Genomic DNA, 7750 nt, shown 5'->3' on the forward strand with positions numbered 1-7750 from the left:
CCACACCGCCTCGATTGCGACGATGGATGGTATATTTGTGACGGGTGTGGTGTTCGCCACTCTACACATGACATACGAGCAGTCTATCAGTCTAATGGGAAACGTTTTTGCTTCCACTGTCACAAGAATGATCCTGAATCCTCACGACAGCACTATAAGCAGTTTTGGGAACCAGGTAAGTCTCCACGATGGCCCGAGGATCCACTTGGAGAAGACTGATAGCAATGATATTTCCATTTGCGTTCATCTCGATGTCGTTCGGTGCCGCCCGCTCTATTGACCTCAGTGTCTAGAAGCACTCGACCGATGATAGTTCTAATGCACTGGAATTTCAACCGTCAGTGAATAGTCGGTCGTAGGCCCTGGTTCGATCTTCCGGTGGCTTCGGCGTCATCAGTGCAACGGTGACCATCGTAATGAGCTGAACGATAAGTACCGGCATGAACTGGAGGAAGCCGAATGTGTACGCCTGTGGGATGACGCCTAATTCGAACGCCCAATGTCCGAGAAATCCGATCACCAAGCCGGTACCGGAGGCGTACTTGTTCATTCGCTTCGAATAGATCGCGCCGATAATGGGGAAAAACATCAATGCGTATCCAGTAAATGTGAATATCGTTGTATCGATTACCGATTCACGCGTGAGTTGAGCCCCAATGTACGCCGTAAGCAAAAGCAGCAAGATGAACCCGCGTGTAATGAGAACCTCGGCGCGTTCGGTTTCAAGGTCAGTAAACGGACGAAGGATATCCTCAGTAAACATCGTTCCAAGTGTGAGCGACTGACCGTCGAGCGTTGACATCATCGCAGCGAGAATACCTGCAAGTGCCAATCCGACCACCCAAGCAGGGAAGTTCTGTTGAATGAGCATCGGCAACACGAAGTCCGGAGTCGAGAGGTTAGGAAGTTGCCCTAGCCCCCAGAATCCGATCAACACAGCAGGAACCCACGCCAATATGATGATGATTGGATACACGATCGCCGTTCGATTCAACTGCTTCACTGACCTACCTGTCATATATCTAATAAATAAATGTGGGAGTATAAATGTTTCAATCGAAACGAGGATACCGACCGAGAAGTATTCCCTTGTTTGGAGAGGAGCAATATCGGACCGGTTGACCATCTCGGGAGCCGTCTGTAATGTCGCATCGGTTGCTACTTCAAACCCACCAAGTCGCAATGGAATAAGGACAAAAAAGGCGAGAAGAACGATCAGGAGAACCGCCCCTTGAAAGGCGTTCGTCCATCCAGTACCCCGCATTCCACCGCTGTAGACGTACATGAAGACGATAGCGACGATTATCAGCCCGCCTGCCCAGTACGGGATAACGCCATCGGTTAGCGCTTCGAAGACAATACCTGCACCTTGTACGCCGACCAAGAGATATGGAACTGTCCAAAACGTGAACAGGACGGTCACAAGGATACCAAGATATTTCGATTTCCAGCGGTGATTAATCAGTTGCGCCGGCGTGATGTGACCAAACTCTTTCCCGGCGAGCCAGATACGACGTCCGGCGGTTACTATCAACACGGAGAAGATGAACGGAAAGAGACCAACGAAATATCCGAATGCATTGGGTCCAATGTTGTATGAAAGCCCCGGTGCACCGATCATCGTCACAGCAGACATATTCGTGGCGAACAACGCGGCTATCAGTACGAGAGTACCGAAGGACCGGCTCGCCATGAGATAGTCCTCGCGCGAATTGCCGGTCTGTTGTGCAGCGTACCAGCCGACACCCAGTACGATAACAAGATAGATCACGACAATGGCCAATATCAACACGATGTCAGGTGAAAGTGCAGCCATAAGCTATGTTTCCGTGGTTGATGGGGACTCGGATGTCGGTGATTCTTCCGTTTGGTCGGTCGGACTATACTCATCGGGAGTAGCAGAAACAACTGTCGTTATCCAGTAAACAATGACGGAACCGACGAGAAGAAAGGAAATGTCGTATGCGAGTTGTACGGGCAACCATCCGAACAGCAAGCCGGCATCCATGAGTCCGAGCAGCTCAGACTGATGCAGTATCACCATCAGTATCACAACCACTAGTACTGTGGCACGATCCGCTGACTGTGGGAACCACACGCTGTCTCCAAGTGGCATGGGAGTCCGGTACAATTGTCCGGTGTAAAAACTTATTGATTATTGTATGAGATGTTCCAGTGCTTCAGGAAGAGGAGCATGAGCACTCGGAGACCGTTTAGGGATTTGTCTTCAGCCTCGTTCGCTACTACGTTTGCTCCTAGCCGGTGGACATCAGTGGACGGTCGCGGACGATGGCCGTTCTGAGTAGGGCCTCTCGGTACACTGCACTTCGGTGAAATGCTATGCGACATGGAATGGTTTGTCGGATCAACACTGTCGAAGCGGTCAAAACGGAAGACAGGAAGACCGCCTCCAGAATCTCTCGTTGTATTGCTATTGATGTCGCGATTCCGATTCCGACGTCGGTTAGCAGCTCGGTACGACCAGGTGATCAGATCCCAAGCCATCTCTCCCCGTCTTCGACTTTAACGTTGAGCGTTCCGATGTGTTTCCCGGACACCTGGTATTCGCCCGTTTCTAGGTCAATTGTCCAGAACCTGCTTGAGAATGACATCGAGTACAGCGGCGACGAGTCACCACGCGTCGACGCCTCAGCCAGCGGTCCGGCGACGAGTAGACCTTGTCGGTCACTAACGAGGATATCGGTATCGATCCCGAGGTCCAAGAGCGCATCTTCGAGGGTTCCAGCGGCTCCACACGGAGGACGAATACGCCAGCACGGAGTCGGCCTTGTGCTGTGCAATCGAATCGTCGAGCGTCATGGGGGCAAGATTAAGGTTGACTCGACACCGGGTGAAGTGCGACATTCTCGTTTACGCTCCAGAATTCGGACAAAGAATCGCCCGGTTCGAGGGACCTGAATAGCCTATAGATAACTCTCTGCTGGATACAGTCTCTGTATTCAACACCCGACTCTTTTCATCCGAAGCCAAGCCTAACCCCGTCGATGCGAGACCCACAAGAAGACTTGTTCCTCGTCGAAGCGCTGGCCGAACACCACACTGACCGAATGGACGGCCAACCAGAACGGGCGAGCAGAGCGTGGGCGCTGGCCGGTGAGATTGCCACAAGTCATGGACTTGAAATGGAGAATGTGCTTCGGAAGCAGAAATAGCTATAGACTGAATTCCCTCTTTCTCGATACTCACATACTGGTCAGTGCGAATAGGTTTTAATGCAGTGTGAACATCCCCATGAACTGTGTGAAACTTGTAACATAACGGCTGAATACTCGCTATCGAGATACGGGGAGTCAGAACGCTCACTGTTTTTGCGAAGGCCATGCTCTCATGTGAATAGCGAACTTGAGGACGCCGAAGCCGTTGAAGTTCTTTCATCGAGCAAGTTCGAATATGTATCGCCGAAGGAGTAACTGCCGACTCCTTCGTTTCGCGTACGGTATCTAGAAGGTGTTTGACGTTAGTTTTCGGGAAGATCGTGCTGGTGGAAGGAGTGTTCATTTCTGTATAGCATTTTACACTTTATCGAACTTTGGCTACCTATCGCTCCTATACGGTATATCTTGGTTGTCCACTATAGTAGTCATTAGAAATAATTACTCATCTTTGGGGTCGAGAGTTGGTTGAGGGCGTTGTCGATCGCTGTTGTAAGCTGAGTAAGTGACTCAAAGAATCGGTTACTGAGAGCCGCTTGCAGTTGTCTCCAGCACTCTTCGACCGGGTTTAGTTCAGGAGAGTACGCCGGTAACGTGACGAAGGCGAGGTCGTCACGGGCCGCTAGGTCCGTGACGGCCGACGCCTGGAAATACGGCGCACCATCTAGTACGACGATCAAATCATCTTTAAACTCTTTACATAATGCGAGAATGAAATGTTTTGCGTGCTCGGCGGTCACGTACTCTTCGAACCGAGAGAAAAAGCGATCACCGTCCTCGGTGATCGCGCCCAAAAGGCACGTCCAGTCGCGTTGTCCGGATGATTTGACAGACGGTCGCGTGCCGCGAGGAAACCACGCGGCACGCGGGTCGACTTGGACGGATTTCTTGGTTTGATCGATACAGACTACCGTGGCGTCCATCTCCCACCGCTTTTTTTGAGCTCCTCGCGGAATGTCTCTTGCTCGTCAGCATCAGCCTCGGCGGCTGTACGGCGTGGATTTTGATGGCTCAATCCCGCTTCTTTGAGCAACCGCCGGCAACTCGGGATTGAGTATTCGACGTCGTACGTTTCGTTGAGATACTGCTGGACGAGCGCCGGCGTCCACGCCGGCGCGTCGATACCAACTTCTTCGGGTGATTCGTGGACAGTTTCTTCGAATTCTCGTTGCTCTTCTTCTGAGAGCTTCCGTTTTCTCCCAGATCGGTGAGCATCAGTTACGGCACGCTCAAGCGACTCGTCGGTGTCGAGTCGCTTGAGCCAGCTATAGATTGTCCGTCGCTGAACGTCGTACCACTCGGCTAGTTCAGTCTGCGTGACGCCGTTTTTGTACGCTATTGCCGTAAGAGTCGTTGCGTCGGCTTCTTTCCCTCCACGTTGTCGAGGGCATCTTGCAATTCCTCGACAGAGATCTTGTCGAGATGATCCACTACGTTTAGCAACACTCTTTGAGTAGAAAGTTTTAACGGTTACTATAGCGACAACCCAGTACACGATATCTATTAGTGACTGTCATAAATACAGAGAAGTACGAAAATGACGATCTTAGAATGCACCCAACCCGGAGTAAACGACCTTCTCAAGCGGGTGAGGCGATGAGTAGCGAACGAATCCGCTGGTCACACAGATCTCTCGAGGAACTCCAATCGTTTTGGAACAAAGAAATCGAACCGAAGCTGCGACGCGCCGGCCACGATCTCGACGAGCGGCCGACCTATCAGGACTTACTCGAGGTGGGCTACGGCGGGCTAAGGATGCACTCCGCGAACAGCACGACACGACGCTTTCGGAGTTCTGCCGGTCGGTTGGCTACTTTGAAGCCGATGATTCGGGGTCCTACCCATGGGCATCGACGACGAAACCGCCGTCGACGAACTCGAGTCCTACGTCCGCACGCTCGAACGATGTCGCAACCTCGCTGAAAGTACGGTGACGACGAAACGGTCCCGACTTGCTACCTACACACGCTTCTATCGGGATATCCACGGCCGGGTCAACCTCGTTGATCGCCTTGGCGAGCCCACACCAGGCCGACGAGATTGAACACGTCCTCGCGGTGTTCGACGAACTCGACCGGGATCTCGAGAGCGCTGAGTCGAAGCTTCGATACCTCGGTGATGTCTCGCAGTTCTACGAGCACCTCCAGCGTTGCAGGAAGGCCACGTACAACCCCGCAGATATGATTGAATGGAGTACACGGGTGGGAACGCACAGAACCCAATAACGCCGCCCTCTCAAGCGCTACACCGACCCTGACCTCGAGTCCAAAAACGACCGTCGCGGCTGGCTGGGGCTGTGTTTGGGTGGGTTCGGGGATGACGGACTCGTGAATCAGATATCGCTAGCGAATGGCCGCTAGAGGTCGGGTTACTTTCTGTTTAGACGATGAAAAGTGTCTCATGGCCTCGTGCGAGCGTGAGGAGTGCCTCAACGAAGACACGCATGTGATGATCTACAATCCTGTGGGTCATGAGCGATCGACCAAGTATTACTGCGAGACTCACGCGGAGGTGGCTGCCGACGAAGCGATAAATGACAGTGCGGCAATCTCTTCCACGGTCCTGAGCCGTTCGGTTGTGAAAACTGTCGCCGACAGACTCATTCGTTTTCGAACACACTCGTATTGTCTTCACCCAGCTCGCTCGCTTCGATGTGCGAGTACATTTCGGAGGTCGTTTTCGGGTCGGCGTGTCGAAGTGTCCGTTGGGCGCGTTGCGCACCATGTTCCTTATACAGTGTCTCACCGACGCCACGACGAGCGCCATGCAAGGTCAGATACTCGCCGTCGTCGACATCCAGACCTGGCACCTTGGCCTCTTTTGAGAGTCGTTTCAACAGCGTTCGCGTGCCGGAGGTGCTCATCGACGGCGGTTCGATCTCGTGTTCGAAGACGAACGCCAACGGGTTGCCGTCTGGACGGTCGTGCTCCGATGTATCAATCCGATCATACAATGACGGCGGATGACGGGAGGGAAAAACCGGCCACGATTCGGCGGGCGGGTCGACGAGCGTTCGCAGCCGTTGTAGCGGGCCGATTGTCTGGCCCGTAAGTCCGACCTCTTCTCTGTCCTGACTCTTTCCGAAGACTTCGATAATGCCGTTTTCAAAGTCAACGTCTGACCATCGAAGGCCGTTGCGTCGGTCTACACGCCTGTCGGCCAGCACCTCCGCACCACGGACGCCCGTGTACGCGAGGACGTAGACCAGTGCCCGATCGCGCACTTCTTCGAACGCAGCGGTGCCGTCGGTGTCGATCGCTGCTCGAGCGCGTTCGTCGACGTAGTCGGTGATCGCCTGGCGCTGTTCGGGTGTCCAGAACTGTTGGTCGCTGCTACTCGTCGTGGCCGACGGGAGCGGGCCTTTCGCTCGCTCTTTCTCTGCTGGGTTCTCCGGGAGATACTCGACTTTCACGGCCCACGAGAGCAGCGCCGAGACGTAGTTGTAGTATGTGCGGGCCGTCGACTCGGCGATCCCGGTGTCTCCGCGAGCCCGTCGCTCAAGATACGAGGCGTAGTGACGCATCGTCAGCGGCGTCACATCGGCCAGCGTCTCCTCGTCACGGCCGTCGAGCCAGTCGTCGGTCCACTTTTTGAGGATGTACTCGAGGTTTGACCCATAGTTTCCTTTCTTCTCGGCTACGAACTCTTTCCGGGCGGCTACGAGGGTGATTTCCTCGGTTGAACCCTCGGAGTTGCTGTTTATCATCGACTCGGCTTCCCAGAGGGCGTGGACCCTGAAAATAGTACCGTACATTATTGGTCTAATGTACTGTGCCGTTTCAGACAGAACAGACTAGAGTTACAGGCTATGAGAGTGGATATATCGGGAGATACTGGGTGTTTTCACATTCTCATAAACCGGATAGCGCTGTACAGACTGTGCGCGAAAACTCCACAACTTCGGGATCTCAAGTTCTACAAACCACCATACAGCTGACACCCGTTACGATCGTCCTCAGAGAAGCTGTTTGAAAAAGAATCTATTCTTCGTCTTCCGAGGCAACAGCGCTCATAGCGTCCATTCCTTGCTGAATCGGATGCTCTTCGTAGAGCTCCTCGCTTCGCAGAAACCCATCTGAGAGAATGTTATCTTCCATACCGCTCTCGTAGACAACCCTCCAGCCGTGACCTGCTTCGTAGGTCACGGCTGTCACCCAGTCGTAGCCAATAAACATCGCAGTGTCCATAACCATCCCGTGTTCTGGATCAAATTTCGTCGTCTGAGGCATTATTGACTGGATGCTCTCGTGTCGTTCGAGTGCGTCACGCTCAGTATCCTTGAGTGGGCGGTCTGGAAGCGATTCAACAAGGGATCCATCTTGAGCCATACTCCAAGTAGCTCTTGGCGCGTAAATAACCGTTTGGCGTGGGTCCAAATGTGGTGCCCTAATGGGGAGTCTCTCCTTCGGTTTCAGTATCTGGACTGACTGTTAATGGTATCTAACATCACTCCTGCAGGTGACGACGATGCCCCCGCTTTGGCGGGGGCGATCGTCATCCACGCCAAGAAGGTCTGTGAAACAGCTGATCATCTCTGGCGTGTACTTGGAGACGTCTCGATTCCCGTGGATGGACTA

The 7750-nt window shown here is 53.3% G+C and carries 9 protein-coding genes and 1 pseudogene; 4 read left to right on the forward strand and 6 right to left on the reverse strand.

From position 1 onward, the window contains the following. Nucleotides 1-331: 331 nt before the first annotated feature. The 3 genes from PGX04_RS25675 to PGX04_RS25685 form a co-directional block, all read right to left on the reverse strand. A complete protein-coding gene (locus PGX04_RS25675; protein WP_273741089.1) occupies nt 332-1816 on the reverse strand; it encodes a sodium:solute symporter family protein in 1485 nt (494 codons plus the stop codon). A gap of 3 nt (nt 1817-1819) precedes the next feature. Next, nucleotides 1820-2116: a hypothetical protein gene (locus PGX04_RS25680; RefSeq protein WP_273741090.1), complete on the reverse strand. Its 297-nt coding sequence runs from the start codon at nt 2114-2116 to the stop codon at nt 1820-1822. Nucleotides 2117-2489: 373 nt separating this feature from the next. After that, nucleotides 2490-2723 (reverse strand): Rieske (2Fe-2S) protein, encoded by a 234-nt coding sequence (locus tag PGX04_RS25685; RefSeq protein ID WP_273741091.1) that lies wholly within the window; start codon nt 2721-2723, stop codon nt 2490-2492. Between PGX04_RS25685 and PGX04_RS34795 the strand changes: the two genes are divergently transcribed. Together PGX04_RS34795 and PGX04_RS25690 are read left to right on the forward strand one after the other, a co-directional pair. Beyond that, nucleotides 2611-2919: an ATP-binding protein gene (locus PGX04_RS34795; protein WP_377043451.1), complete on the forward strand. Its 309-nt coding sequence runs from the start codon at nt 2611-2613 to the stop codon at nt 2917-2919. The genes PGX04_RS25685 and PGX04_RS34795 overlap by 113 nt on opposite strands. Before the next feature lie 86 nt (nt 2920-3005). Continuing rightward, nucleotides 3006-3173, forward strand: coding sequence for a hypothetical protein (locus PGX04_RS25690; protein WP_273741092.1), 168 nt, complete (start codon nt 3006-3008; stop codon nt 3171-3173). Between the two features lie 431 nt (nt 3174-3604). On the opposite strand, the pseudogene PGX04_RS25695 reads toward PGX04_RS25690, so the two are convergent. Then, nucleotides 3605-4604 (reverse strand): annotated as a pseudogene (locus PGX04_RS25695) (IS630 family transposase). Between the two features lie 412 nt (nt 4605-5016). Between PGX04_RS25695 and PGX04_RS25700 the strand changes: the two are divergent. Continuing rightward, on the forward strand, nt 5017-5217 hold the full coding sequence (locus PGX04_RS25700) for a hypothetical protein (RefSeq protein WP_273741093.1): 201 nt from the start codon (nt 5017-5019) through the stop codon (nt 5215-5217). After that, entirely contained in the window at nt 5186-5398 is a 213-nt protein-coding gene (locus PGX04_RS25705) for a hypothetical protein (protein ID WP_273741094.1), read from the forward strand. The genes PGX04_RS25700 and PGX04_RS25705 overlap by 32 nt, the downstream gene beginning before the upstream one ends. A gap of 374 nt (nt 5399-5772) precedes the next feature. On the opposite strand, the gene PGX04_RS25710 is transcribed toward PGX04_RS25705, so the two are convergent. After that, nucleotides 5773-6879, reverse strand: a complete 1107-nt coding sequence (locus PGX04_RS25710) for a tyrosine-type recombinase/integrase (RefSeq protein WP_273741097.1) — start codon at nt 6877-6879, stop codon at nt 5773-5775. Between the two features lie 274 nt (nt 6880-7153). After that, nucleotides 7154-7501 carry a DUF7964 domain-containing protein gene (locus tag PGX04_RS25715; RefSeq protein WP_273741095.1) on the reverse strand — a complete coding sequence of 116 codons (348 nt, stop codon included), beginning with the start codon at nt 7499-7501 and terminating at the stop codon, nt 7154-7156. Nucleotides 7502-7750 lie beyond the last annotated feature (249 nt).

It is taken from the genome of Natrinema soli (genome assembly GCF_028618695.1).